This window comes from Pseudomonas sp. TE3644, from assembly GCF_056278815.1.
The window spans coordinates 6,216,084-6,240,848 of the sequence record NZ_JBWBQF010000001.1 but is presented as its reverse complement, the minus strand read 5'-3'; the positions used below and the strand labels follow the sequence as shown (position 1 = coordinate 6,240,848).

19 protein-coding genes are annotated in these 24,765 nt (G+C 63.7%); 11 read left to right on the top strand and 8 right to left on the bottom strand.

Features of this window, described 5'->3' with window-relative positions; genetic code table 11:
* The first annotated feature begins 121 nt into the window (after nt 1–121).
* From dadA to ACZ9GA_RS27665, 5 genes are all read left to right on the top strand, one after another.
* Nucleotides 122–1,423 (top strand): D-amino acid dehydrogenase, encoded by a 1,302-nt coding sequence (gene dadA / locus ACZ9GA_RS27685; protein WP_457359269.1) that lies wholly within the window; start codon nt 122–124, stop codon nt 1,421–1,423.
* Entirely contained in the window at nt 1,395–1,748 is a 354-nt protein-coding gene (locus tag ACZ9GA_RS27680) for a RidA family protein (protein ID WP_027980764.1), read from the top strand. Before dadA ends, ACZ9GA_RS27680 begins: the two co-directional genes overlap by 29 nt.
* Nucleotides 1,749–1,826: 78 nt before the next feature.
* Nucleotides 1,827–2,903 carry an alanine racemase gene (gene alr, locus ACZ9GA_RS27675; protein WP_476227257.1) on the top strand — a complete coding sequence of 359 codons (1,077 nt, stop codon included), beginning with the start codon at nt 1,827–1,829 and terminating at the stop codon, nt 2,901–2,903.
* 137 nt (nt 2,904–3,040) lie between these two features.
* Entirely contained in the window at nt 3,041–3,589 is a 549-nt protein-coding gene (locus tag ACZ9GA_RS27670; RefSeq protein ID WP_027980762.1) for a cupin domain-containing protein, read from the top strand.
* Between the two features lie 192 nt (nt 3,590–3,781).
* Nucleotides 3,782–4,186 (top strand): c-type cytochrome, encoded by a 405-nt coding sequence (locus ACZ9GA_RS27665; RefSeq protein ID WP_457363637.1) that lies wholly within the window; start codon nt 3,782–3,784, stop codon nt 4,184–4,186.
* Between the two features lie 141 nt (nt 4,187–4,327).
* Here ACZ9GA_RS27665 and ACZ9GA_RS27660 read toward each other — a convergent pair whose 3' ends face one another.
* Nucleotides 4,328–4,642, bottom strand: coding sequence for a hypothetical protein (locus ACZ9GA_RS27660; RefSeq protein WP_457359271.1), 315 nt, complete (start codon nt 4,640–4,642; stop codon nt 4,328–4,330).
* Nucleotides 4,643–4,750: 108 nt separating this feature from the next.
* On the opposite strand from ACZ9GA_RS27660, the gene ACZ9GA_RS27655 reads away from it, so the two are divergent.
* Nucleotides 4,751–6,697, top strand: a complete 1,947-nt coding sequence (locus ACZ9GA_RS27655) for an acetyl-CoA hydrolase/transferase C-terminal domain-containing protein (protein WP_457359273.1) — start codon at nt 4,751–4,753, stop codon at nt 6,695–6,697.
* Between the two features lie 107 nt (nt 6,698–6,804).
* Here ACZ9GA_RS27655 and ACZ9GA_RS27650 read toward each other — a convergent pair whose 3' ends face one another.
* Together ACZ9GA_RS27650 and rep are read right to left on the bottom strand one after the other, a co-directional pair.
* Complete coding sequence (locus ACZ9GA_RS27650) at nt 6,805–7,377, bottom strand: xanthine phosphoribosyltransferase (RefSeq protein WP_027980759.1); 573 nt, start codon at nt 7,375–7,377, stop codon at nt 6,805–6,807.
* Between the two features lie 55 nt (nt 7,378–7,432).
* A complete protein-coding gene (gene rep, locus ACZ9GA_RS27645; protein ID WP_457359275.1) occupies nt 7,433–9,442 on the bottom strand; it encodes a DNA helicase Rep in 2,010 nt (669 codons plus the stop codon).
* Between the two features lie 262 nt (nt 9,443–9,704).
* Here rep and ACZ9GA_RS27640 point away from each other — a divergent pair, with 262 nt between their 5' ends.
* On the top strand, nt 9,705–11,369 hold the full coding sequence (locus ACZ9GA_RS27640; RefSeq protein ID WP_457359277.1) for a putative bifunctional diguanylate cyclase/phosphodiesterase: 1,665 nt from the start codon (nt 9,705–9,707) through the stop codon (nt 11,367–11,369).
* On the opposite strand, the gene ACZ9GA_RS27635 is transcribed toward ACZ9GA_RS27640, so the two are convergent.
* Complete coding sequence (locus tag ACZ9GA_RS27635; RefSeq protein ID WP_457359279.1) at nt 11,293–12,729, bottom strand: NorM family multidrug efflux MATE transporter; 1,437 nt, start codon at nt 12,727–12,729, stop codon at nt 11,293–11,295. The two genes, ACZ9GA_RS27640 and ACZ9GA_RS27635, sit on opposite strands and share 77 nt — an antisense overlap.
* Before the next feature lie 154 nt (nt 12,730–12,883).
* Here ACZ9GA_RS27635 and ACZ9GA_RS27630 point away from each other — a divergent pair, with 154 nt between their 5' ends.
* Both ACZ9GA_RS27630 and ACZ9GA_RS27625 read left to right on the top strand, forming a co-directional pair.
* Nucleotides 12,884–13,822: a LysR substrate-binding domain-containing protein gene (locus ACZ9GA_RS27630; RefSeq protein WP_457359280.1), complete on the top strand. Its 939-nt coding sequence runs from the start codon at nt 12,884–12,886 to the stop codon at nt 13,820–13,822.
* Nucleotides 13,823–13,997: 175 nt separating this feature from the next.
* Nucleotides 13,998–15,983, top strand: coding sequence for a methyl-accepting chemotaxis protein (locus ACZ9GA_RS27625; protein WP_457359282.1), 1,986 nt, complete (start codon nt 13,998–14,000; stop codon nt 15,981–15,983).
* Nucleotides 15,984–15,986: 3 nt separating this feature from the next.
* Here ACZ9GA_RS27625 and hglS read toward each other — a convergent pair whose 3' ends face one another.
* The gene (gene hglS, locus ACZ9GA_RS27620; RefSeq protein ID WP_457359283.1) at nt 15,987–17,378 is read right to left on the bottom strand and encodes a 2-oxoadipate dioxygenase/decarboxylase HglS; all 1,392 of its coding nucleotides are present in this window, start codon (nt 17,376–17,378) and stop codon (nt 15,987–15,989) included.
* A 212-nt stretch (nt 17,379–17,590) separates the two neighbouring features.
* Entirely contained in the window at nt 17,591–18,478 is an 888-nt protein-coding gene (gene gcvA / locus ACZ9GA_RS27615) for a transcriptional regulator GcvA (RefSeq protein WP_457359285.1), read from the bottom strand.
* 143 nt (nt 18,479–18,621) lie between these two features.
* Between gcvA and amaB the strand changes: the two genes are divergently transcribed.
* Both amaB and amaA read left to right on the top strand, forming a co-directional pair.
* Complete coding sequence (gene amaB / locus ACZ9GA_RS27610) at nt 18,622–20,112, top strand: L-piperidine-6-carboxylate dehydrogenase (RefSeq protein ID WP_457359287.1); 1,491 nt, start codon at nt 18,622–18,624, stop codon at nt 20,110–20,112.
* Between the two features lie 82 nt (nt 20,113–20,194).
* Entirely contained in the window at nt 20,195–21,481 is a 1,287-nt protein-coding gene (gene amaA, locus ACZ9GA_RS27605) for an L-pipecolate oxidase (RefSeq protein WP_457359289.1), read from the top strand.
* Between the two features lie 132 nt (nt 21,482–21,613).
* On the opposite strand, the gene ACZ9GA_RS27600 is transcribed toward amaA, so the two are convergent.
* A complete protein-coding gene (locus ACZ9GA_RS27600) occupies nt 21,614–23,050 on the bottom strand; it encodes a mechanosensitive ion channel family protein (RefSeq protein ID WP_457359290.1) in 1,437 nt (478 codons plus the stop codon).
* 94 nt (nt 23,051–23,144) lie between these two features.
* Nucleotides 23,145–24,635: a YifB family Mg chelatase-like AAA ATPase gene (locus tag ACZ9GA_RS27595; protein WP_457359292.1), complete on the bottom strand. Its 1,491-nt coding sequence runs from the start codon at nt 24,633–24,635 to the stop codon at nt 23,145–23,147.
* Nucleotides 24,636–24,765 lie beyond the last annotated feature (130 nt).

Sequence of the window (24,765 nt, the reverse complement as noted above, 5' to 3'; positions counted from 1 at the left end):
AGAATTCTCGCCAATAATAGGGCTTTATATAGTGAATAGCACTGGCTGATGTTTTTTAAACTGCGCGCATCTTCGCAATAAACAACAAATGTCAGCGGTTATCCGCGTTGAGGGATTGAGCATGCGAGTTCTGGTACTGGGTAGCGGCGTGATAGGTACTGCCAGTGCCTATTATCTGGCGCGGCAGGGCTTTGAAGTGACGGTCGTGGACCGCCAGAACGCCGTGGCCATGGAAACCAGCTTCGCCAACGCCGGCCAGGTCTCGCCTGGCTACGCCTCACCGTGGGCCGCCCCGGGTGTGCCGCTCAAGGCCATCAAGTGGCTGCTCGAACGCCACGCCCCGCTGGCCATCAAGGCCACCGCTGACATCGACCAATACCTGTGGATGGCGCAGATGCTGCGCAACTGCACCGCCAGCCGCTATGCCGTGAACAAGGAACGCATGGTGCGCCTGTCCGAGTACAGCCGCGATTGCCTGGACGAACTGCGCGCCGAAACCGGCATCGCCTACGAAGGCCGCACCCTGGGCACCACCCAGCTGTTCCGCACCCAGGCTCAGTTGGACAACGCCGCCAAGGATATCGCTGTGCTGGAGCAATCGGGCGTGCCTTACGAGCTGCTCGACCGCGCCGGCATCGCCCGCGTCGAACCGGCCCTGGCCAACGTCACCGGCATTCTGGCCGGTGCCCTGCGCCTGCCCAACGATCAGACCGGCGACTGCCAGATGTTCACCACCAAGCTGGCGCAGATGGCCGTGGACCTGGGCGTGGAGTTCCGCTTCGGGCAGAACATCGAGCGCCTGGACTTCGCTGGCGACCGCGTCAACGGCGTGGTCATCGACGGCAAGCTGGAAACCGCCGACCGCTACGTGCTGGCGCTGGGCAGCTATTCGCCGCAACTGCTCAAGCCGCTGGGCATCAAGGCCCCGGTTTATCCGCTCAAGGGCTATTCGCTGACCGTGCCCATCACCAACCCGGCCATGGCACCGACCTCGACCATCCTCGACGAGAGCTTCAAGGTCGCCATTACCCGTTTCGACAACCGCATCCGCGTGGGTGGCATGGCCGAAATCGCCGGTTTTGACCTGTCGCTGAACCCGCGTCGACGTGAAACGCTGGAGATGATCGTCAACGATCTTTATCCTCAGGGCGGTGATCTGAGCCAGGCGAGTTTCTGGACCGGCCTGCGCCCCACCACCCCCGATGGCACGCCCATCGTCGGTGCCACGCCGTTGCGCAATCTGTTCCTCAATACTGGCCACGGCACGTTGGGCTGGACCATGGCCTGCGGGTCGGGTCGCTTCCTTGCCGACGTGATGGCGCGCAAGAAGCCGCAGATCAGCGCCGAAGGCCTCGATATTTCCCGTTATGGCAAACACCAGGAGACTGCAAAACATGTCAATCCAGCGCCAGCTCACCAATGAGCGCATGAGTCAGGTCGTTACCCACAATGGCACGGTCTACCTGGCCGGTCAGGTGGGCGACGACCTGAACGCGGGGATTGAGCAGCAGACTCGCGAAGTACTGGGCAATATCGAGCGCCTGCTCGACCTGGCCGGTACCGACAAGACGCGTTTGCTCTCGGTGACCATTTACCTGAAGGACATCGACGCGCACTTCGAAGGCATGAACAGCGTGTGGGACAAGTGGCTGCCCAAAGGCGTGGCCCCGGCCCGCGCCACGGTCGAAGCCAAGCTGTGCGAACCAGAGATCCTGGTGGAGCTGTCCGTCGTCGCTGCCTTGCCTTAACCCTTACGCTCGCCCGGCACTGCCAAGGCCTTGCCGGGTTTTTTACGCCCCCAGTCTGCCCAGAAGAAGACAGCCGTCATGCGTCCTGCCCGTGCTTTGATCGACCTCGATGCCCTGCGTCACAACTACCGTCTGGCCCGCGAACTCGCCAATGGGGCCAAGGCCCTGGCCGTGATCAAGGCCGATGCCTACGGCCATGGCGCCGTGCGCTGCGCCCAGGCGCTGGAAGCCGAGGCCGACGGCTTTGCCGTGGCCTGCATCGAGGAAGCGCTGGAATTGCGCGCCGGTGGCATCAAGGCGCCGGTGCTGCTGCTGGAAGGCATCTTCGAGGCCGATGAGCTGCAGCTAGTGGTGGAGCACAACTTCTGGTGCGTGGTGCATTCGCTGTGGCAGCTGGAAGCCATCGAGCAGGCGCAGCTGGCCAAGCCCATCGTGGTGTGGCTCAAGCTGGACTCGGGCATGCACCGTGTCGGCCTGCACCCCAAGGATTACGCCGGCGCCTACCAGCGCCTGCTGGCCAGTGGCAAGGTCGCCAAGATCGTGCTGATGAGCCACTTCGCCCGTGCCGACGAGCTGGATTGCCCGGCCAGCGGCGACCAGGTCGCGGTGTTCGAGGCGGCGCGCCAGGGCTTGGCTGCCGAAACCAGCCTGCGCAACTCGCCTGCTTTGCTGGGCCTGCCACAAGTGCCCGGCGACTGGGTGCGCCCAGGCATCATGCTGTACGGCGCCACGCCTTTTGAACAGCCGCAGGCCGAGGCTGCGCGCCTGTTGCCGGTGATGACCCTGCAATCCAAGGTCATCTGCGTGCGCGAACTGGCGGCCGGCGAGCCGGTGGGTTACGGGGCCAAGTTCATCACCGACAAGCCCATGCGCATCGGTGTGGTCGCGATGGGCTACGCCGATGGCTATCCGCGTCACGCCGGTACCGATACGCCAGTGCTGGTCGCGGGCAAACGTAGCCGTATCCTGGGCCGGGTGTCCATGGACATGCTCTGTATTGACCTGACCGACGTGCCCGAGGCCGACTTGGGCAGCACCGTGGAACTGTGGGGCAAGAACATCCTGGCCAGTGAAGTGGCGGCCTGCGCCGACACCATTCCTTATCAGATTTTCTGCAACCTGCGCCGGGTGCCACTGGTCTATTCCCAGGGCTGACAGCCCGCAGCGCAGGGCCGCAAGTCGCCGGGGCGTAGGCCGGCAGGGGTAGAAGTGTTGTAAATACTGAACGCTGTTGCCATGATAACGTTCATAAAAACACCCCTGACCGTGAATACCCCCTGGAGGCTCCCGCATTGGACGTCGGTGAACGACTGCAAGCCATTCGCAAACTCAAAGGTCTGTCCCAGCGTGAACTCGCCAAGCGTGCGGGCGTCACCAACAGCACCATTTCGATGATCGAGAAGAACAGCGTCAGCCCCTCGATCAGCTCCCTGCGCAAAGTGCTGGGGGGCATTCCCATGTCCATGGTCGAATTCTTCTCCGAAGAGCTGCAGCCTGAAAACCCCACCCAGATCGTCTACAAGGCCAACGAGCTGATCGACATCTCCGACGGCGCCGTGACCATGAAGCTGGTGGGCAAGGCGCATCCGAGCCGCGCCATCGCCTTCCTCAACGAGATCTACCCGCCGGGCGCCGACACCGGCGAAGAAATGCTCACCCACGAAGGCGAGGAGACCGGCATCCTGCTGGAAGGCAAGCTGGAGCTGGTGGTAGGGGCGGAAACCTTCATCCTTGAAGCGGGCGACAGCTACTACTTCGAAAGCACCAAGCCGCATCGCTTCCGCAACCCGTACGACGAGCCTGCCCGCCTGATCAGCGCCGCCACGCCGGCGAATTTCTGACTGCCGATACAGCGCTACACTCATTCATCAGGGTGCCGTGATGTGCAAGCATCGCGGCAATACCCCCTAGAATAATAAGGTTGTTCAGGGGCGACAGGCTTTGTCGTTATACTGAACGTTGCCTGCGAAACCGTGGCCGCAGGCGCGATTAGCCACCATGAGGGTGTAGGCGTGAACGCTAAAATCAATAAGATGCTGGCCGCACCAGCAACCGTACTGGCCCTGTGGGCCCTGACTGCCCAGGCGACCATCACCGACGACATTGCCAAGCGCCTGGAGCCTGTGGGCCAGGTGTGCGTGCAGGGCAAGGAATGCCCCGGCATGGAAGTGACCGCCGTGGCCGCCGGCGGCGCCGCCAAATCCCCCGATGACGTCATCGCCAAACACTGCAACGCCTGCCACGGCACCGGCCTGCTGGGCTCGCCGAAAATCGGCGACGCCGCCGACTGGGGCAAGCGTGCCAAAGAGCAGGGCGGCGTCGACGGCCTGCTGGCCAAGGCCATCACCGGCATCAACGCCATGCCGCCCAAGGGCACCTGCTCCGACTGCAGCGACGACGAGCTCAAGGGCGCCATCAAGAAAATGTCCGGGCTGTAACCGCAGCCACGTAGCCGCTGCCGCCAGGCTGCGCTGGCCCCATGCCTCGCTGAAGATCTTCAGCGCACGCACAGGCCAGCGCAGCCTTCGGCAGCGGCTACAGCAGTGCGGCAGTGGCTTTTGTGGGGCGGGGCCATCTTGCTACGGGGCCTTTGCAGTGGCGAGCACCTGAAACACCTCGCTACCCAACTCAAACTGCTGACCTGGATATGCCGCCAACATGGCGACCACCGGCGGGGCACTGGCTTGCGACTTTTCTGCACTGAACAGCACGCCGGTCAATGCCCCGTGTTCGCAAGCGACTACGATAGGAGAACCAGTGGCCAGCCAGCGCTCGATGACGCCCAGGCTCCAGTCGCCATACAGCGCGCCGCCGTGCGCCGCGGTGTTGGGCTGTAGCAGGGCAGCAATGCCTGCAGCGTCTGCGGCGCTGGCGAGTCGAATACCGATGGTCATGGTCCGGATCCTCGGGAAAGGAAGCCAGTATCGATCGGTTGCCATTTCCATGGATTGATTTTGTGTAACAAGCGGTCAAAGCCCCATTGAGCGCAAGCGGAGGTGCCGATGACGCAAGTCTGTTCAATCGATCGTGCCGTGGACGAGGTGCTGGCAAGGCTGCCCGCGCATATCCACATGGGCCTGCCGCTGGGGCTGGGCAAGCCCAATCGGTTCGTCAACGCGCTGTATGCGCGCATCCGCCAGTTGCCGGAGCGGCGGCTGACCATCTACACCGCTCTGACCCTGGGCCGGCCGAAGCTGGGCGACGGCCTGCAGAAGCGCTTTCTGGAGCCCTTCGTAGAGCGCGTGTATGGCGACTACCCCGAGCTGGACTTCCTTGCCGACCTGCACGCCGACAGCCTGCCCGCCAACATCCGCGTCGAGCAGTTTTTCATGCAGCCGGGCAACCTGCTGCACAGCCAGGTTGCCCAGCAGTCCTACGTCAGCAGCAACTACAGCCACGCCGCCCGTGATATCAACGCTCAAGGCCTGAACCTGATCGCGCAGTTGGTGGCTCAGGACCCGTACCAGCCCGCCAAACTCAGCCTTAGCTGCAACCCGGACATCACCCTGGACCTGCTGCCCATGATCGCCAAGCGTCGCGAGGCCGGCGAGACCATTCTGATGCTGGGCCAGGTGCATGCCGAACTGCCGTTCATGGCCGGCGATGCCGAGGTGGAGCGTGACCTGTTCGACCTGATGATCGACGAGGCCGACACCACCACGCTGTTTTCCACACCGAACATGCCCGTGGGGCTACAGGACCATTTCATTGGCCTGCATGCCAGCGCCCTGGTGCGCGACGGCGGTACCCTGCAGATCGGCATCGGTTCGATGGGCGATGCGCTGACGGCCGCGTTGCTGGCGCGCCAGGCCGATAACGTCGGTTACCGCGCGCTGCTGGACGATATCGACCTGGCCCCCTGGCAGAGCCTGATCGAGCGTGAAGGTGGCATGGGGCCTTTTGCCGAAGGCCTGTACGGCTGCAGCGAAATGTTTGTCAACGGCCTGCTGGTGTTGGCGGACGCGGGCATTGTGCGGCGCAAGGTGTACGCCGATGTGGCGACCCAGGCGCTGGCCAACAATGGCAGCCTGGACGGCAGCGAGCGCAATGGCGTCAGTGTCCACGGCGGCTTTTTCCTCGGCCCGCGCAGCTTCTACCAGCGCCTGCGCGAGCTGCCTCGTGAAACCCTTGATGGTTTCAACATGACGGCCATCAGTTACATCAACGAGCTGTATGGCCAGGAAGCCCTCAAGCGTCTGCAACGGCGCGATGCACGTTTTATCAACACCACGTTCACGGTGACGCTGCTGGGGGCAGCAGTCTCGGACCAATTGGAAGATGGCCGGGTGCTCAGCGGGGTTGGCGGCCAGTACAACTTCGTGGTGCAGGGTCATGCGCTGCACGATGCCCGCTCGATCCTGGTACTGCGCAGCTGGCGCGAGGCGGGTGGCGAGGTCAGTTCCAACATCCTGTGGGAATACGGCCACTGCACCATCCCCCGGCATTTGCGCGATATCGTCGTGACTGAATACGGCATTGCCGATCTGCGCGGCCGCACTGATGCCCAGGTGATCGAAGCCATGCTGACCATCACCGATTCACGCTTTCAGACGTCGCTGATCGAACAGGCGCAGATTGCCGGCAAGCTGCCCAAGGATTTCCGCCTGCATCCGCGCTTTACCGACAACACGCCCGAGCGTTTGCAGGCGCTGGCGGACAGGCACGCGAAGCTGTTCCCCGAGTATCCGTTGGGGTGTGATTTTACGGTGGAGGAAAGGGATCTGTTGCGGGCGCTCAACTGGCTCAAGAGCAAGTTCAAGCTCACCGAGCTGCTGGACCTGGGCAAAGCAGCGCTGGATGCTCCGCCGGCGTCGGCATTCCCGGTGCATTTGCTGCGTATGCAATTGGCGCAGCCGGAGGGCTTGCGCGAGGACCTGTTGCAGCGCTTGCTGCTGGCGGGGTTGCAGGCCACGGCGCAGCCGGAGCCGCTCAGCTACCTGCGCGGCTAGCCAGTCTGTAGCCGCTGGCGACAGGCTGCGCTGGCCCCCGAGTTCGCTGGATATCTCCAGTACGGCTCAGGGCCAGCGCAGCCTGCGGCAGCGGCTACAGGTCAGGGTTACTCGATGAAGGTAACCACACCATCGGTCAACGACTTGACCCGCGCCAGCGACTCAACGTGGTAACCCTGCGCATCCAGTTCGGCACGGCCGCCCTGGAACGACTTCTCGATGACGATGCCCAGGCCGGCAACGCTGGCGCCCGCCTGCTTGATGATCGAGATCAGCGCCTGGGACGCTTTGCCGTTGGCCAGGAAGTCGTCGATCACCAGCACGCGGTCGCTGCTGTTGAGGTGGCGTGGCGAGATGGCCACGGTGCTCTCGGTCTGCTTGGTGAACGAGTAGACGGTGGCCGACAACAGGTTCTCGGTCAGGGTCAGCGACTGGTGCTTGCGGGCGAAAATCACCGGCACGCCCAGTTTCAGGCCGGTCATCACCGCCGGGGCAATGCCCGAGGCTTCGATGGTGACGATCTTGGTCACGCCGGAATCAGCGAACAGGCGGGCGAATTCGTCGCCGATCTGCTGCATCAGGACCGGGTCGATCTGGTGGTTCAGGAAGGCGTCAACCTTCAGTACCTGATCGGAAAGCACGATGCCTTCTTCGCGAATCTTCTTGTGCAGTGCTTCCACGGCAGTTCCTCAATATACGTATTGGCCCCGGCTACGGGGCCGAGGCGATGTTTAATTAGCGTTTGAGCATGGCGCGAATATCGGCCAATGCACTGTTGCCTCTTACGGCTTTGACTTCCGTGGGGGTGTCATCATTGCCTTCCCAGGCGAGATCGTCCGGCGGCAGCTCATCGAGAAAGCGGCTGGGCGCGCAATCGATGATTTCGCCGTACTGCTTGCGCTTGGCCGCGAAGGTGAACGCCAGGGTCTGGCGGGCGCGGGTAATGCCCACGTAGGCCAGGCGGCGTTCTTCCTCGATGGTGTCGGCCTCGATACTGGAGCGGTGCGGAAGGATTTCCTCCTCCATGCCCATGATGAACACGTAGGGGAATTCCAGGCCTTTGGATGCGTGCAGGGTCATCATCTGCACACCTTCGGCACCGTCTTCCTCTTCCTGCTGACGTTCAAGCATATCGCGAAGCACCAGTTTACCGATGGCTTCCTCGATGGTCATGCCGCCATCTTCGTCTTTTTCCAGGGTGTTCTTCAGGGCCTCCACCAAAAACCACACGTTGCTCATGCGGTAATCGGCGGCCTTGTCGCTGGAACTGTTGGTGCGAATCCAGGTTTCGTAGTCGATGTCCATGATCATGCCGCGCAGCGCGGCAATCGGGTCTTCGCCGGCGCACTGCTCGCGTACCTTGTCCATGTAGCGCTTGAAGCGCGACAGGCGGTCGGTGAAGCGTGCGTCCAGGTGCTCGGTCAGGCCCAGCTCATCGGTGGCCTGGTACATGGAAATCTTGCGCTCGGTGGCATAGTTGCCCAGCTTCTCCAGGGTGGTGGAGCCGATCTCCCGGCGTGGCACGTTAATCACGCGCAAGAAGGCGTTGTCGTCGTCCGGGTTCACGATCAGGCGGAAGTAGGCCATCAGGTCCTTCACTTCCTGGCGCCCGAAGAAGCTGTTGCCGCCGCTGAGGCGGTACGGCACCTGGTGGTGCTGCAGCTTGAGCTCGATCAGCTTGGCCTGGTAGTTGCCGCGGTACAGGATGGCGAAGTCACTGTACGGACGGTCGGTGCGCAGGTGCAGGGTGAGGATTTCCATGGCCACGCGCTCGGCCTCGGCGTCCTCGTTCTTGCAGCGCAGCACGCGGATTTCGTCGCCGTGGCCCATTTCACTCCACAGCTGTTTCTCGAAAGCGTGCGGGTTATTGGAAATCAGCACGTTGGCGCAACGCAGGATGCGGCTGGTGGAGCGGTAGTTCTGCTCCAGCATCACCACTTTCAAGGACGGGTAGTCATCCTTGAGCAGCATCAGGTTTTCCGGCCGCGCGCCGCGCCAGGCGTAGATCGACTGGTCGTCGTCGCCTACCACGGTGAACTGGCAGCGGGTGCCGATCAGCAGCTTCACCAGCAGGTATTGGCTGGCGTTGGTGTCCTGGTATTCGTCCACCAGCAGATAGCGCACGCGGTTCTGCCATTTTTCCAGGATGTCGGCGTGTTCCTGGAACAGCTTCACCGGCAGCAGGATCAGGTCGTCGAAGTCCACTGCGTTGAACGCCTTGAGCGTACGCTGGTAGTGGGTGTAGACGATGGCGGCGGTCTGCTCCTTGGGGTTGCGGGCGTTTTCCAGGGCCTCGGGCGGCAGGATCAGGTCGTTCTTCCAGGCGCCGATCATGTTCTTGATCTCGTCGACGCCGTCTTCGCCCGAATATTCCTTTTGCATGATGTCGGTCATCAATGCCTTGACGTCCGTTTCGTCAAAGATCGAGAAACCAGGCTTGTAACCCAGGCGCGCATGCTCCTTGCGGATAATGTTCAAGCCCAGGTTGTGGAAGGTCGACACCGTCAGGCCGCGGCCTTCGCCACCACGCAGCAGGGTGCCCACGCGCTCTTTCATCTCGCGCGCGGCCTTGTTGGTAAAGGTCATGGCGACGATGTACTGGGCGCGGATACCGCAGTTCTGCACCAGGTGGGCGATTTTGCGGGTGATCACGCTGGTTTTGCCGGAACCGGCACCGGCGAGCACCAAAAGAGGGCCGCCGACGTAGTTCACGGCTTCTTGCTGCCGGGGGTTGAGTCGGGACATGGGGAAAAGGGTCGCTTGCGAAAATGGCCGGGCATTTTAACAGGGTCGAGGGATAATGCCGCGACCATCCGACACTGTGACGCATCCCTCTATCTAAATTTGCCGGTTTTGTTACTTTGCCGCAGGATACGTAACAATTTTACCGCAGATAGTCGAAAATAGCGGTTGTCGATGGCCTTTCATGCCATGCCGAGCGTCGTCAGTCCGTCGACGCTGATCCTGTCCAGCCGTTGTTGCCTGTGGATTTTCCCGAGGAGCTCGCTTGTCTACGCCTGTCGAACCCGTGCGCCTGCTGCTTCTGGCCCAAGACCCTGCTTGGGCTGCGTCGCTGCGCGAGTGCCTGGCGCCTTTGGGCGCGGCCGCAGTGCTGGTGGTGGCGCAATCGTTCGAGGCCGTGAGCGAGCTGTTCCTGGGTGACCGAACCGCCGTGGTGCTGGCCACCCCGCCCTTGCAGCCCGCGCCGGGCCGTTGCAGCCTGCCGGTGGTGCTGTTGCTGGACCAGGAACCTGAACAGCCACCCATGGGCGCCAGCGATTGGTTGGTGAAGGACACCTTGGGCGTGGATGCCTTGCGGCGTTGCCTGCGCCATGTGCGCGAGCGCGGCGTGCTGGAAAACACCCTGCAACGCCTGGCCGAGCAGGACCCGCTGACCGGTATCGCCAACCGCCAGGGCTTCCAGACCCTGCTCAATGCCCGGCTGGCCGAATTCGAAGGCCGTGGCCTGGCGCTGGGCCACCTGGACCTGGACAACTTCCGCCACGCCAACGATGCGCTCGGCCACCAGGCGGGCGACCGCCTGATTCTGCAGGTCGTGGCGCGTCTGCGCAGCCAGTTGGAAGCCGGCGACCAGTTGGCGCGCCTTGGCAGCGATGAATTCGCCCTGCTGATCGACACCCGGCGTGACGCCGAACGTGCCGAGCGCTTGGCTGAAAACATCGTCGAGGCCCTGGCCGAACCCTATTGGGTCGACGGCGAGAGCCTGTTGATCGGCTGCAGCCTGGGCATCGCCCATTCTCGCGCCCAGGCCGGGGCCGACCCGCTGATGTGGCACGCGCACATCGCCATGCAGCAGGCCAAGAGCACCCAGGGCTGCACCTTCCATATCTTCAACGAACGCATCAATCGCAACGCCCGCAGCCTGGCCGACCTGGAAAGCGAGCTGCGCCGCGCCCTGCGCCGTGACGAACTGGAGCTGCACTACCAGCCGCGCATGGACCTGCAAAGCGGCAATATCGTCGGCCTGGAGGCGCTGGTGCGCTGGCGTCACGCCGAGCGCGGGCTGTTGCCGCCCAGTGAGTTCGTGCCCCTGGCCGAGCAGAGCGGCCTGATCGTGCCGCTGGGCTACTGGGTGATCTCCCGCGCCCTGCGCGACATGCAGGCGCTGCGCGAAAGCGGGCTGCCCGAGCTGCACATGGCGGTGAACCTTTCGTTCCGGCAGTTTCAGGACAGCCAGTTGCTGGCAACCCTGGGGCGTCTGATCAACGAGCGGGACATTGACGCGCGTTGGCTGGAATTCGAGCTGACGGAAACCGCCGTGATGCGCCGCAACGACCTGGTCAAACAGACCATGGACGCCCTGGGGCGCCTGGGCGTGCGTTTCTCGCTGGATGACTTCGGCACCGGCTTCTCATCGTTCGTGCACCTCAACAGCCTGCCGATTGCCTTGCTCAAAGTGGACAAGAGCTTTGTCGGCGGCATGGAACGCCGCGAGGAGAACCGCAAGCTGGTGCACGCCATGATCAATCTGGCGCACAACCTCAACCTGGAAGTGGTGGCCGAGGGGGTCGAGACCCCCGAGCAACTGGGCCTGCTGCGCAGCTTCGGCTGCGATCAGGTGCAGGGCTACCTGATCAGCAAGCCTTTGCCGCTTCCCGAGTTGCAGGAATACCTGATGTTCGGTCTGTCGCAGCGGGCGACTCAGGGCTGAGTGCGGCGGCAGCCCTAAGCCGCCGTACGCGCCAGTCGAACGCCACGGTCAGGCTGATGGCTGCACACGCAAGGCCCAGCGCCAAGCCCCACCACACACCCTGCGGCCCCCAGCCCAGCGGGAACGCCAGCACCCAGGCCGCCGGCGCACCGATCAGCCAATAGCAGCCCAGCCCCACCAGGAAGGTGGTCTTGGCATCCTTGAGCCCGCGAATGGCGCCCATGGCGATAGTCTGCACGCCATCGAACAGCTCGAACCAGGCAGCAACCGTGAGCAGCGTCACGGCCAGCTGGATGACCCCGGTAAAGCCCGGGTTGTTGCGGTCCAGGAACAGCTCCACCAGTGGCTGCGGCGCCAGCCAGAACAGCAGCGCGAAGCCCAGCATCGCCACCGCGCCAAAACAGATGCCCACGCGCCCGGCCCGGCGTACCGCCTTGAGGTCGCCCGCACCGTAGTGCTTGCCCACGCGCATGGTCACCGCATAGGAAAGCCCCGCCGGCACCATGAACGCCACCGACACAATCTGCAGAGCGATCTGGTGCGCAGCCAGTTGCGTGCTGCCCATGGTGCCCATGCACAGCGCGGCGAAGGCGAACAGGCCAACTTCCACCGAATAGGTGCCGCCAATGGGCAGGCCCAGCCGCCACAGCTCGCGCAGCGCCGGCATCCACGGGCGGGCCAGCCCCTGGCGCAGCGGGTACGCCAGGTAGGCCTGGTTGAAGCGGATGTACAGCGCCAGCGCCACCGCCATGCCCGTGGCGACGATGGCCGTGACCAGGCCGATGCCGGTCAGGCCCAACTTGGGCAGGCCGAACATGCCTTCGATCAGGGCGTAGTTGAGGGCGAAGTTGGCCACCGTCGCAACGATGCTGATCATCATCACCGGCCCGGCCTTGCCCAGCGCACTGGTGAAACCGCGCAACGCCATGAAGCTCAGGTAGCCGGGCAGGGCGAAGGGCAGCAGGGTCAGGAACTGGCGGGCGCCCTCGACGTTCTCGGCGGTCTGGCCAAGCATCAGCAGCACTGGCCCCAGGTTCCACAACACCAGGCCGGCCACCAGCGCCATGCCCCAGGCCAGCCACAGGCCTGCCTGGGTCAGGCGGGTAACACCCAGGGTGTCGCCCGCGCCTTGGCGAATCGAGGCCAACGTACCGACAGCCGCGATCACGCCGATGCAGAAAATCGACACGAAGGTGTAGCTGGCTGCACCCAGCCCGCCACCGGCCAAGGCCTGCGGGCTGATGCGGGCCATCATCAGGGTGTCGGTCAGCACCATCAGCATGTGCGCCAGCTGCGAGGCAATCAGCGGGCCTGCCAGGCGGAGCAGGGCACCGAGTTCAAGACGGATGGCGGAGGGCATGGGCAGGCTCATGTTCAAAAGGCGGCAGGAAAGCGATGATTCTGTGCCCTTGCCGGCAACTGCACAAAAGGATAAAAACGATGTCTCGCATGAGTTTTAATCATGCAGCCGGAATTCCGCTCTGGCACTGACCTCTTGTGTAGGAATTATCCACATGTCCCGTCGTCTGCCGCCTCTGTACGCCCTGCGAGCCTTTGAAGCGGCGGCACGCCACAGTTCATTCACCCGCGCAGCGGATGAGTTATCGATTACCCAGAGCGCGGTCAGCCGGCACATTCGTACGCTGGAAGATCATTTCGGCTGCCGGCTGTTCCAGCGCAACGGCCGCAACCTGCAGCTCAGCGAATCGGCGCGCCTGCTGCTGCCCGGTGTGCGCGAAGGTTTCACCGCGCTGGAGCGCGCCTGCGCCACCCTGCACAGCGAGGACGACGTGCTGCGCATGAAGGCACCTTCCACGCTGACCATGCGCTGGCTGCTGGCGCGGCTCAGCCGCTTCCGTCATGTGCAGGCCGGCAACGAGGTGCAGCTGACCAGCGCCTGGATGGAAGTAGACCACGTGGACTTCAACCACGAGCCCTTCGACTGTGCCGTGCTGCTGAGCGACGGCAGCTTCCCGCCGGACTGGGAAGCGACCCTGCTGTTTCCCGAATTGCTGATTCCGGTGGGTTCGCCCGCGCTGATCAGTGACGAGCCCTGGACCGTGCAACAACTGGCCGGCGTCGAGCTGTTGCATCCCACACCGGACCGCCGCGATTGGCGCGACTGGCTGGCGCGCATGGGCTTGAGCGAGCAGATCTCGCTCAAGGGCGGCCAGGCCTTCGACACCCTGGAACTGGGCATGATTGCCGCGGCGCGGGGTTACGGCGTGGCCATTGGCGACCTGCTGATGGTGGCGGAAGATGTTGCGCAGGGGCGCTTGAGCCTGCCTTGGCCCACGGCCGTGGCCAGCGGCCTGAATTACTACCTGGTATGGCCCAGAACGCGCCCGGGCGGCGAGCGTCTCAAACGCTTGAGTGAATTCCTCCAGGCCGAAGTGCAGGCCATGGAGCTCCCGGTCGTCGAAATTCTGGGTTTGGTGGCGAAAAGTAATTAAAATGCCATCAGTTTAACGTTTGCGGCAAAACCTTCCCCAGCACTCAAGTATTGGCTTTCGCAGCCGAATCTACAGGTGCAGGACCTCGTTCAGAAAGGTCCGTTGAATTCGAATCGAACATCATGCCGCCTGGCCCCGACCTTGTTTCGGGTGTGCCCTGCGGTCAGGAGCCATCATGTCTCAACCCCGTGCCCGAATTGCTTCGCAACTCGGTATTGCCCTTGCGGCCATTCTCGCTGTCGTCATTACTGGCAGCACTGTCTTTGCCTTGCGCTCGCTCGACAGCGCCAACCTCACCACGCGCCAGCAACACTTGGCCAGTGAGGCTCGCCTGCTGGCCGACCAGCTGAGCACCTTCCACGGCACCTTGCGCGACAGCACCCAGCGCCTGAGCGGGCTGTTCGAGAAGCGCTTCAGCAGCGGCCTGACCCTGGACAGCAGCGCGCCCGTCACTGTGGCTGGCGTGCCTACCCCGGCCTTGCTGCTCAACGGCAAGCCGCTGAACAACGACTTCCGTGAAGTGGACGACTTCCGCCAGATGACCGCAGGCGTTGCTACGGTCTTCGTGCGCAAGGGCGACGACTTCGTGCGCATCAGCACCTCGCTGACCAAGCAGGACGGCAGCCGCGCCATCGGCACGTTGCTCGATCACCAGCATCCGGCCTATTCGCGCCTGTTGGCCGGGCAGAACTACGTAGGCAGGGCGGTACTGTTTGATCGCTCCTACATGACCCAGTACACCCCGGTCAGCGACCGCAATGGCCAAGTCATTGCCGTGCTGTTCGTGGGCTTCGACTACACCGACGCGCAGAACGCCCAATTCGACAACCTGCGCCGCTTCCGCATCGGCCAGACCGGCTCGCTGGCGCTGCTGGACGAGAATCACAAGTGGCTGGTGGCCCCGGCGGGTGTGAAAAACCTGGACCAGGCCACGAGCATTCTCGACACCTTCATCAAGCACCCCGGCCACGGCGATTTCTGGAACGACACCAACGAAGCGTTCTACACCGTTGCCGTGCCGTTCGGTGATGGTCCGTGGAGCGTGCTGGCAACCATGCCCAAGGCCGAGATCCGTGCCGTGACCTGGAGCGTGGGTATCCGCCTGGCCATCGGCAGCCTGCTGGCGATGCTGCTGGCGGTAGGTGTGTCCATGTGGCTGCTGCGCAGCAAGCTCAAGCCCCTGGGCGACCTGGTTCGCCAGGCCGAGGCCTTGGGCGCGGGTGATCTGGACGCCCGCCTGAACGTATTCAGCAACGACGAAATTGGCCAACTGGCGCGCAGCTTCAACCACATGGGCGAAGCGCTGGCGACCATGGTTACCCATATCCGCAATGCCGCCCACGAAGTCAGCGGCCGCGCCCAGGCGCTGTCGGGCATGTCCACTGGTGCCTACGAGGGTATGGAGCAGCAGTCTGGCGAAATCACCAGCATGGCTGGCGCTGTCGAAGAGTTCAGCGCCACTTCGCTGAACATCGCCGACAATATGGGCAGCACCCAGCGCATGGCCGAGGAGAACGCCGAACAGACGCGCATCGGTCGCAGCTCCATGGAAGAAGCCTCTTCGTCGCTGCAGCAGATCTCGGGCGCGCTGAACAGCACGGCGACGGTCATCAACACCCTGGGCCAGCGTTCGCAGGAAATCGGCGGCATTGTCGGCGTGATCACCTCGATCGCCGACCAGACCAATTTGCTGGCACTGAACGCGGCAATTGAAGCTGCCCGTGCCGGCGAGCAGGGCCGCGGCTTCGCCGTGGTAGCCGACGAAGTGCGCAGCCTGGCCTCGCGTACCCGCCAGGCCACCGATGAAATCTCGGCGATGATCGGCAGCATCCAGCATGAAACCGGCAACGCCATCAGCACCATGGAACAAGGCAAGGAGCTGATGGAAGAAGGCCTGTCGCGCAATGCCAAGGTGGCCGCGGCACTGTCGCAGATCGACGAGCAAAGCCGTTCGGCTGGCCAGCAGTTCTCGGCCATCACCACTGCCACTCAGGAGCAGAGCAGCACCGCCACGCTGCTGAGCAGCAACCTGCAAAGCATCGCGCTGGCCAACAGCGAGCAGCGCGAAGTGGTCTCCAACCTGGCCATTACAGCCCGCGAGCTGGAAACCCTGGCCGCTGACCTGCGCCAGGAAGTGAACCGCTTCCGCGTCGGCCGCTAAGGCTTACGCCAGCACTGGCAGCCCCAGGCGGGCTGCGCAGTCGCTGAGCGAGCGTTGCTGACTGTCGGCGTAAAGCGCCAGTTCATCCAGCACGCTACGGCCCAGGGCACGATGGAACGCGTCCTGGGTCGAGCCGCCGGCGTAGTGGCTCTGGGCGTCATCGCCCAGGTTGGACTGGAAGATCCCCGCCGCGCTTACCGGCAGGAAATCCTCGTACACCAACGGTTCGAAATGCACGTGCCCGGCGTCGATCAGGCCTTGCAGGCTGGTCGGTCGATCGGATTGATCGCGTGCGGCCAGGCCTTTCTCAGTGGCGAAGTAGCGGAAGTAGGCAAGCGCCTGCTGACGCATCTGCCCCAGATCATCCGGAAACTCGGCAAAGTGATCGCCCAGCTGGCGCATGTACTCGGCCGCGTTGCTTTCGCTGGGGAACCCCGCCAGCGCATCCCGTGACGTATTCAACAGACGGTCGTACAAGGCGCGGCCCTTGGGCGTCAGCGCGGCGCCGCGCTGTTCGATCTCGCCGAAGCGCGCGGTGTGGCTGCCGTGCCCGGCCTGTTGGTCGGTGAAGGCGACCTGTTCCTGCAAGGCCTTGAAGCTGGTCTGGCGCAGCAGGATCGGGTGCTTGCGCGTGGGCGGGCCTTCGATCACGGCCTTGGGGGTGATGCCCTTGCCGGGCATGGCGGCCTGCACAGCGTCGATGTCCAGGGTGCGCGGGGTCAGGTGGTTGATGTGCGGGCCCTTGAACGCCACCACGTCGGCGATCAGCCGGTGCTGGTCGTGCAGTTGTTTGTATTGCTCGCTGCTGACCGTGGCGTCGCGGTGCCAGCGGAAGGTTTCCAGGGCCTGGGTGACGAAGTCCTGGGCATCCGCTTCGCTCAGGCCGCCCTCGCGTTCATGGCGCTCGATCAGTTGCAGGGCGCGGGCTGTAAAGATCTGCCGTTGCGCCAGCAGTGTTTCGGCCAGTTCGCGCAATGGTACGTTGTCGATCAGCTCCAGGCGCAGTAACGAGGTGAACACCCGGAACGGGCTGGTTTGCAGCGACTGTTCGTGCACGGCGCGGAACGCGGTGGAGTGCACCGGCACGCCGGCCGGCGTCAGGTCGTAATAGCCCACCGGCTCCATGCCCATCACCGCGAACAGACGGGCGATGGTGGCCAGTTCCGCGGCGGTGCCGACGCGGATCGCACCGTGGCGCTCCATGTCCAGGCGCTGGATTTCGCCGGTCCATTGCAGGGCGCGGGCGATACCCGGTTGCTGCTCCATGACGGACTGGTTGACCTCGCCGACCAGCTCCAGCAGCGCCCCGTAGAGGGGGACCTCCTGCTTGTACATGTCGGACATGGCCCGCGAGAAGCGGGCGCGGATCTCGTCGGGGCTGACGAAGCTGGGCATGGCGAAACTCCGAGTGGATGAGCTGAGCCTATGAAAGCGGGGAATGACATGGGGCCGCAAGCGAAAAAAAGTGGGTGTGTCATTCCAAAAACTATCGCCATAGCCACGGTAGCCGCTGCCGAAGGCTGCGCTGGCCCTTAGCCCCACTCCAGATATCCAGTGCACGCCAGGGCCAGCGCAGCCTGGCGGCAGCGGCTACAGAGATTCGCGGGTTAAGCCAACTGCTCAGCCACCCAATCCACCAACGCCCGTACCTTCGGCACTTCCGCCGAATGCTCCTGGTACGCCAGGAAATACGCGCCGTTACTGCGCATCGCATGCTGCCAAGGGACTACCAGCTTGCCCTCGGCCAGGTCGCGAGCCACCAGGTAGCGCGGCACCAACGCCACCCCGCAACCCGACAGCGCCGCGCTGATGCACATGTAGAACGTGTCGAAGCGCGGCCCGTGGTAGCTGTTGGCGGTGTGCAGGCCTTGTTCCAGGAACCACTCGTGCCAGGTCTCGGGCCGCGAGGTACTTTGCAGCAGTACCTGCTGCGACAGCTCTTCGGCGCTGTTCAATACCTGCCCCCCCAGCAGTTCCGGCGCGCACACGGGCACCACTTCTTCAGTAAACAGCTCCACGCAGGTCGCACCCGGCCAGGTGCCCTGGCCGAAGAAAAACACCACGTCAGCCTTGGCCTGCAGCAGGTTGAAGGGTTCCAGCTCGTTGCGGATGTCCAGGTGGATATTGGGATGGCGCTTGCCGAAACCCTTCAGGTGCGGGATCAGCCAGCCCACGCCGAAGCTCGGTTGGGTGGCCACGGTCAGCACTTCGGTTTCCTGCCCGTAGGAAAGGATGTAGCGGCTGGACATGTCCACCTGCACCAGGATCTTGTTCACCTCGGTCAGGTACAGGCTGCCGGCTGGGGTCAGTTGCAGGCGGCGGCGGATACGCAGGAACAGGTGGTGGCGCAGCATCTCTTCCAATTGCGCCACCTGCTTGCTGACGGCGCTCTGGGTCAGGTGCAATTCCTCGGCGGCGCGAGTAAAACTCAAGTGCCGGGCAGCGGCTTCGAAGCATTGCAGGGCGGCCATCGAAGGCACCAGGCGTTTGGACATGTCGGTCTCGGGCGGCAAAGTGTGGACATCATTCTGTGGAGGAATGATGTGCTGAATAAAGGTCGTTTGTTGCGCATGACTATTCGGATTAATACTGATCCCATCGCTTGATTTCAACTACTCATCGCATGCAGGAGAAGAAAATGGTTGATGGACTGCTTCAAAGCCTCGGTGTCGCCACCAGCGCCCATACCCACGGCAACCATCCCGTTCACACCCCCATCGATGGCAGCCAGATCGCCTCGGTCACCCTGGAAAGCAAGGCTCAGGTGCTGGGCCGCATCGACGTCGCGCACAAGGCTTTCCTGGCCTGGCGCGATGTGCCAGCGCCCCGTCGCGGTGAGTTGGTGCGCCTGTTCGGCGAAGTGCTGCGTCAGCACAAGGCCCAGCTGGGCGAGCTGGTGTCCATCGAAGCCGGCAAGATCACCCAGGAAGGCCTGGGCGAAGTGCAGGAAATGATCGACATCTGCGACTTCGCCGTCGGCCTGTCGCGCCAGCTGTACGGCCTGACCATCGCCTCCGAGCGCCCGGGCCACCACATGCGTGAAACCTGGCAGCCGCTGGGCGTGGTCGGCGTGATCAGCGCCTTCAACTTCCCGGTGGCGGTGTGGGCCTGGAACACCGCGCTGGCGCTGGTATGCGGTGATTCGGTGGTATGGAAACCTTCGGAAAAGACCCCGCTGACCGCGCTCGCTTGCCAGGCGCTGTTCGAAAAAGCCCTCAAGCAGTTCGGCCAGGCGCCGGAAGGCCTGTGCCAACTAGTGGTTGGCGACCGTGACGCCGGTGAAGCGCTGGTCGATGACCCGCGCGTTGCCCTGGTCAGCGCCACCGGCAGCACCCGCATGGGCCGCGAAGTAGGCCCGCGCGTGGCGGCTCGCTTCGGTCGTACCATTCTGGAACTGGGCGGCAACAACGCGATGATTCTGGCGCCTAGCGCCGACCTGGACCTGGCCGTGCGCGGCATCCTGTTCTCGGCCGTCGGCACCGCCGGCCAGCGTTGCACCACCCTGCGTCGAGTGATCGTGCATTCCTCGATCAAGGACGAGGTGGTAGCCCGCGTCAAGGCAGCCTACGGCAAGGTGCGCATCGGCGACCCGCGCAAGGACAACCTGGTCGGCCCACTGATCGACAAGGCTTCCTTCGATGCCATGCAAGGTGCCCTGGCCAAGGCCCGCGATGAAGGCGGCCAAGTGTTTGGCGGCGAACGCCAACTGGCGGATCAATACCCCAACGCTTACTACGTCAGCCCGGCGATTGCCGAGATGCCTGCGCAGAGCGAGGTGGTGCGCCACGAGACCTTCGCGCCGATCCTGTACGTGCTGGCCTATGATGATTTCGAAGAAGCGCTGCGCCTGAACAACGAAGTACCGCAAGGCCTGTCGTCCTGCATCTTCACCACCGACCTGCGTGAAGCCGAGCGCTTCCAGAGTGCGTCGGGCAGTGACTGCGGCATTGCCAACGTCAACATCGGTACCAGCGGTGCGGAGATCGGTGGCGCGTTTGGTGGCGAGAAGGAAACCGGCGGTGGTCGTGAGTCAGGTTCCGATGCCTGGAAAGCCTACATGCGTCGCCAGACCAATACCGTGAACTACTCGCGCGAGCTGCCGCTGGCCCAGGGCATCGTCTTCGACTAATCACTGACTTCACATCAACGCCTCACCCCCACAGGGGGGGAGGGGGCTTGGCTTTCCCCTTTGATTTGACCGGGTTCGCGTCATGACTCAATTGCGTCAGGAATGTCTTTGGGAACACCTCACACCTTCACATGACGCCGCTGGCGCCTTGGCCCATGCGGTCAAGGCCGATGTGTGCGTGATCGGCGGCGGCATCACCGGGCTCAGCGCCGCCATTGCCTTGCTGGAGAAAGGCCAGCGCGTGGTGCTGCTCGAAGCTCATCAGGTGGGTCACGGCGGTTCGGGGCGCAACGTGGGGCTGGTCAACGCCGGCACCTGGATACGCCCCGACGATGTTGAAAACACCCTGGGCCGCGAGCAGGGCAGCCGCCTGAATAAACTGCTGGGCGAAGCACCGGCCGCGGTGTTCGCCACCATCGAACGTCTGGGCATCGACTGCCAGGCGCGCAACACCGGCACCCTGCACATGGCCCACAACGCCACGGGCGTGGCCGACCTGGAAAGCCGACACGAACAATGGCGCCGCCGCGGTGCCGATGTGGAATTGCTGACCGGCGCGCGCTGCGAGGAGTATTGCGGCACTACGAAAATCGCCGCCGCGCTGCTGGACCGTCGCGCCGGTACCATCAACCCCATGGCCTACACCCAAGGGCTGGCTGCTGCGGTGAAGCGCCTGGGCGGCGAGTTGTATGAGCATTCCCCGGTCGAGCAGTTGCAGCGTCAGGGCGACGGCTGGCTGGTCAAGACTGCCAAGGGTGAAGTCAGCGCCGCCAAGGTGGTGATTTCCACCGGCGCCTATACCGAAGGCGACTGGACCGACCTCAAGCGTCGTTACTTCCGTGGCTATTACTACCAGGTCGCTTCCAAGCCCCTGACCGGCGCCGCTGCTGACGCGGTATTGCCCCACGGCCAGGGCTCGTGGGACACCCGCACGGTGCTCAGCAGTATCCGCCGTGACGCCGCTGGCCGCCTGTTGCTAGGCAGCATGGGGCGGGTGGACAACAAGCCTGCCTGGTTTGTGCGGCGCTGGGCCGACCGCATCCAGGGCCATTACTTCCCGGCGCTGGGCAAGGTCGAGTGGGAAATGCATTGGACCGGCATCATCGACTTCACGCCGGACCACCTGATGCGGCTGTTCGAACCGGCGCCAGGGGTGGTGTCGGTGACGGGGTACAACGGGCGGGGCAATACCACGGGCACGGTGGTGGGCAAGGCGTTGGCGGATTACTTGCTCAGTGACGACCCGGCGGGATTGCCGCTGCCGTTTTCGCTGGACAAGCCGGTGAGCCGGCCAGAGCTGCGCACGGGTCTATACGAGACAGGCTTCTCCCTATACCACGCCGGCCAATGCCTGCGGGTAGTCCTGTAACCCACCGCCCCTGTAGCCGCTGCCGTCAGGCTGCGCTGGCCCTTGACCACGCTGAAGATCTCCAGTGTATAAAAGGGCCAGCGCAGCCTGGCGGCAGCGGCTACAGATATTGCGATCGCTGGGAAATGGGTGTCAGCGTTCCTTGATGTGCAGCCAGTTGAGGAAACCGCCTTTGCGGATTTCCGCGGGCTTCTGCAGCAGCAACGACTGGCTCTTGCGCTGTCGATAATGCTGCAGCTTGGTAAACGCCGCGCGCACTTCGCTGCGCTCGTTCATGCAGGCTTTGAGCTCCTGCTTGTCGATGCGATACAGCATGCAGGTGGTCAGCGAGCGGAACTCGGCCAGCGAAACACCTTCGGACACCAGGTTGTCCTCACCCAGTATTTCCCCCGGCCCCATGCGGCCTGCCTCGATCATGCGGTCGCCATCCTTGATACTGGCCGACACCACGCCAGTGCCGATTACCAGCAAATCATCCGACGACGCGCCGTACGCCAGAATCAACTGATCTTCCGGGTATTCCACCGAACGCATGCGCTCGGCCAGGTGGTCCTTGTCGTCGCTGCTCAGCGAGCGGAACACCCGCACATCTTCCAGCAAGCTGCGCTGGCGCGACCAAGGCCGCTCCACCGTATCGGCGGCCCAGCTAACGCCCGAAGCCTGCAAATGCCGGTGAGCCAGGTCGAACATCAGATTTTGCGCCTCGGTTTTCTGGTCCATGGAAGGAATGAACCCGCTCGCTTCGTACTCCATGTACTCAAGGCTCGACGCCTTCACCGCCGCTTTTGGCTTGGGCGAAATCAATAGCGCGGTAGTGCCTTGCAGGGCCTTGTCCAGCGCGTCCAGCACCTTGCGCGGACGCACCTGCGACGGCACGCAGATGCGAATCGACACGCCATGCATGTTGCTGGGGCGGCTGAAGTTGAGCACCTTGACCTTGGCCGCCACCGAGTTGGGAATCACCGCCATGGCGCCGTTGCTGGTCATCAGGTGCGTGGCGCGCCAATCAATGTCCACCACTTTGCCTTCGGTGCCGTCGATGGAGATCCAGTCATCCACCTGGTACGGCTTGGTTGTGTTGAGCACGATGCCGGAGAACACGTCGCTCAGGGTGCTCTGCAACGCCAGGCCGACGATGATCGCCATGGCCCCCGAGGTGGCCAGCAACCCTTTCACGGGTAGCTGCATCACATAAGCGGCAGCCGCGACGATGGCGATCAAAAAGATCACGGCACCCATCACATCCTGCAACAGCCGACCCGTATGACCATTGCGCTGGAACAGCACGGCGCCCAGCACCACCGTCAGCACGCGCGCAGCGAACAGCCACCAGACGATCTCCAGCAACGTGGCGACCATGTTCAAGGTGGCGTCGTCGGGCCAGGGCGCCGGCGTCAGCGGACTCATGCCGGTGGAGTTGAGCACCCAGCTGAACAGCACGAACGCCGTGACCCGGGTGGCCAGGCGCGCGATGCGATGCTTTTGCGGTATCGAGTGCCAGACCGCAAGGTCGAGCAACAGCAGCACGCTGCCGATGGCCAGCGGATGGTTGGTGATCAGTGAGAACATGGCGGCCCCAGGGCGATTCGGCTGTTCTAGTGTGTTCGAGTATCCGCCATGCCGCCACTGCGGATCTTGAATGAATGAGCTTCGCCAGGCATCACTAATTATTGGGCCGATACTGCAACGCCTCCGCCACATGCCCCCGGCCAATCTGCTCCACCTCTTCCAGGTCTGCCAGCGTGCGTGCCACCTTCAACAAACGATGCGCTGCGCGCAGCGACAGTGTCAGCCGTTCACACGCGGTTTCCAGCCAATGCTCATCCTCTGTGGATAACTTGCAGTGAGCCTTGAGCCCCGGTAGATCGAGAAAGGCATTGGCACAGCCCTGGCGCTTGAGCTGGCGATCGCGGGCTTTCGCTACCAGAGCCGCGGCATGCGCCGTGTCGTCGCCAGGCTGCGGCACGGGGTTGAGGGCGGTGGTCTCACGAGCCACGGTGAGGTGCAGGTCGATGCGGTCCAGCAACGGGCCAGATAGCTTGTTGCGGTACCGGGCGATCTGATCGGTGCTGCAACTGCAACGGCTGCTGGGGTCGCCGAGATATCCACAGGGGCACGGGTTCATGGCTGCCACCAGCTGGAAGCGGGCCGGGAAGCGGATCTTGTCACGGGCCCGGGCAATGACGATTTCGCCGGATTCCAGAGGTTCGCGCAGCACCTCCAGCACTTTGCGGTCGAATTCGGGCAGTTCATCGAGGAACAGTACCCCGTGGTGCGCCAGGGTTATCTCGCCGGGTTGCGGGCGGCTGCCTCCACCTACCAGCGCGGCGCCTGAAGCCGAGTGATGAGGGTGGCGAAAGGGCCGCTGCGGCCAGTGCTTCAACGGCGCGAGGCTGGCTACCGACTGAATGGCCGCCACCTCCAATGCTTCACGCTCATCCAAAGGCGGCAACAGGCCGGGCAGGCGGCTGGCGAGCAGTGTCTTGCCGGTGCCCGGCGGGCCGCTGAAAAGCAGGTTGTGCGCCCCAGCCGCAGCCACCAGCAAGGCACGCTTGGCTGCCAGCTGGCCCTGCACTTCGCTGAGGTCGGGGTAGGGTCGGTCCAGCAGGATCAGGCCGTTGGAGCTGAACGGGCTGATGCGTTGCTGGTCGTTGAAATGACACACCAACTCCAACAGGCTGCTGGCGGCGATGACCACAAGCCCCGAGGCCAGGCTTGCCTCTTCGGCATTCTCGCAAGGCACCACCAACGCACGGCCCGCTTCGCGTGCTGCCAACGCGGCAGGCAACACGCCCTGCACCGGCCGTATCGCGCCCGACAACGCCAGCTCGCCCAGGCACTCCACATCACGCAGCGCCGCACTGGGAAACACACCGCTGGCGGCGAGTATGCCCAAGGCTATGGCCAGGTCGTAGCGCCCACCGTCCTTGGGCAGGTCCGCCGGGGCCAGGTTCTGGGTGATGCGCCGGGCGGGGAAGTTGAGGTTTGAATTGACGATGGCGCTGCGTACCCGGTCCTTGCTTTCCTTCACCGAGGCTTCCGGCAGGCCTACCAGGGTTAACGAAGGCAGGCCGTTGGCCAAGTGGGTTTCCACCGTGACGGCCGGCGCGCCGACACCGACCTGGGCGCGGCTGTGGACGATGGCTAGGGACATGGTTGCTCCGTGCGTTGAAGGGGGCCGCTTCCTGCGGTGTTTGAAGGGTAGTGGGTGGGGGTGGGAATGCCATGGGGATATTGCGGCAGGGTGTTGCTGGGCGAGGCAGGCTGATGTCCGACCCCGTGCT

Bases quoted from the DNA above. Each gene is read 5' to 3' on its own strand.
- ACZ9GA_RS27660 (WP_457359271.1), bottom strand. From the start codon at position 4,642: ATGACCATCGGTATTCGACTCGCCAGCGCCGCAGACGCTGCAGGCATT.
- rep (WP_457359275.1), bottom strand. From the start codon at position 9,442: ATGTCCCGACTCAACCCCCGGCAGCAAGAAGCCGTGAACTACGTCGGC.
- ACZ9GA_RS27600 (WP_457359290.1), bottom strand. From the start codon at position 23,050: ATGTTCTCACTGATCACCAACCATCCGCTGGCCATCGGCAGCGTGCTG.
- gcvA (WP_457359285.1), bottom strand. From the start codon at position 18,478: ATGTCCAAACGCCTGGTGCCTTCGATGGCCGCCCTGCAATGCTTCGAA.
- dadA (WP_457359269.1), top strand. From the start codon at position 122: ATGCGAGTTCTGGTACTGGGTAGCGGCGTGATAGGTACTGCCAGTGCC.
- ACZ9GA_RS27625 (WP_457359282.1), top strand. From the start codon at position 13,998: ATGTCTCAACCCCGTGCCCGAATTGCTTCGCAACTCGGTATTGCCCTT.
- ACZ9GA_RS27635 (WP_457359279.1), bottom strand. From the start codon at position 12,729: ATGCCCTCCGCCATCCGTCTTGAACTCGGTGCCCTGCTCCGCCTGGCA.
- amaB (WP_457359287.1), top strand. From the start codon at position 18,622: ATGGTTGATGGACTGCTTCAAAGCCTCGGTGTCGCCACCAGCGCCCAT.
- ACZ9GA_RS27655 (WP_457359273.1), top strand. From the start codon at position 4,751: ATGACGCAAGTCTGTTCAATCGATCGTGCCGTGGACGAGGTGCTGGCA.
- amaA (WP_457359289.1), top strand. From the start codon at position 20,195: ATGACTCAATTGCGTCAGGAATGTCTTTGGGAACACCTCACACCTTCA.
- hglS (WP_457359283.1), bottom strand. From the start codon at position 17,378: ATGCCCAGCTTCGTCAGCCCCGACGAGATCCGCGCCCGCTTCTCGCGG.
- ACZ9GA_RS27630 (WP_457359280.1), top strand. From the start codon at position 12,884: ATGTCCCGTCGTCTGCCGCCTCTGTACGCCCTGCGAGCCTTTGAAGCG.
- ACZ9GA_RS27680 (WP_027980764.1), top strand. From the start codon at position 1,395: ATGTCAATCCAGCGCCAGCTCACCAATGAGCGCATGAGTCAGGTCGTT.
- ACZ9GA_RS27595 (WP_457359292.1), bottom strand. From the start codon at position 24,635: ATGTCCCTAGCCATCGTCCACAGCCGCGCCCAGGTCGGTGTCGGCGCG.
- alr (WP_476227257.1), top strand. From the start codon at position 1,827: ATGCGTCCTGCCCGTGCTTTGATCGACCTCGATGCCCTGCGTCACAAC.
- ACZ9GA_RS27665 (WP_457363637.1), top strand. From the start codon at position 3,782: ATGCTGGCCGCACCAGCAACCGTACTGGCCCTGTGGGCCCTGACTGCC.